We start from the raw sequence: 1,182 nt of genomic DNA, 5'->3' as shown, positions 1-1,182 counted from the left end.
GTAATCCCCCCGCAAAACCAGCGCAGTGAGAAGTAGAAGTTTTCGAAGGAAAATTTCTACCATGAAGAAGTCCCGATTCACCGACAGCCAGATCATCGAGGCGCTCAAGCGCGTAGAGGCTGGTCTTGCCGTGCCCGAGCTGTGCCGCGAGATGGGCGTCAGCACGGCCACGTTCTACAAGTGGCGCTCGAAGTTCGGTGGCATGGATGCCTCGCTGATGGCGCGCATGAAGGAGCTGGAGGAAGAAAACCGCCGACTCCGCAAGATGTACGTCGAAGAAAAGCTCAAGGCCGAAGTGGTCTCGGAGGCACTCGCAAAAAAGTGGTGAAGCCATCTCGCCGCCGCGAGATGGCTCAAAGGGCTGTGCAGGAACGAGGCATGTCGATACGCGCGGCATGCCTGGCCTTCCGGATCAGCCAGGCTTGCTACCGGTACGAAGCCAAGCACCAGGCCGAGAACGATGAGATCGCCGACTGGCTGCTACGCCTGACGGACAACAACCGCAACTGGGGCTTTGGGCTGTGCTTCCTGTACTTGCGCAACGTCAAAGGCTTTGGCTGGAACCACAAGCGCGTGTACCGCATCTACAGGGAGCTGGAGTTGAACCTGCGCATCAAGCCACGCAAACGCCTGGTGCGCGAGAAGCCCCAGCCGCTATCGGTACCAGAGGCCATCAATCAGGTGTGGTCGATGGACTTCATGCATGACCAGTTGGAGGACGGCAGAAGCTTCAGGCTGCTCAACATCATCGATGACTTCAACCGCGAAGCACTGGGCATCGAGGTCGACTTCTCGCTGCCCACGCTGCGGGTGATCCGCACGCTCACACAGGTCATAGCCTGGCGTGGCAAGCCGCAGGTCATTCGCTGCGACAACGGCCCGGAGTACATCAGCGCGGCCATCGAGGCCTGGGCCAAGTCGTGGGGCATTCGCTTTGAGCACATCGAACCGGGCAAGCCACAACAGAACGCCTATGTTGAACGCTTCAACCGAACGGTGCGCTACGAATGGCTCTCGCAGTACCATTGGACAGACCTTGATGAGGTCAGGCTGTGCGCCACCCAATGGATGTGGATGTACAACCATGAACGCCCAAACATGGCCTTGGGCGGCATCACCCCCAAGCAGCGGTTGGCCATGGCCGCATAGCTCTACTTCTCAGAACTCTGGTTAATGGGGGGA

General features: G+C 59.0%; 1 protein-coding gene. It reads left to right on the top strand.

Going from position 1 to position 1,182, the window contains the following annotated elements:
• Nucleotides 1-61: 61 nt before the first annotated feature.
• Nucleotides 62-1,149, top strand: a protein-coding gene (locus JCM9942_RS16370; protein ID WP_089153193.1) for an IS3 family transposase whose coding sequence is annotated in 2 segments (ribosomal slippage) — nucleotides 62-323 and nucleotides 323-1,149 — 1,089 coding nt in all. Because the reading frame shifts where the segments join, the coding sequence is not laid out codon by codon here.
• Nucleotides 1,150-1,182: the final 33 nt, after the last annotated feature.

Source organism: Stenotrophomonas pictorum JCM 9942 (assembly GCF_001310775.1).
In the GTDB taxonomy this organism is placed as follows: Bacteria; Pseudomonadota; Gammaproteobacteria; order Xanthomonadales; family Xanthomonadaceae; genus Stenotrophomonas; species Stenotrophomonas pictorum.
Note: the sequence above shows the minus strand (reverse complement) of the source record. Positions and strands in the feature narration are given on the sequence as shown.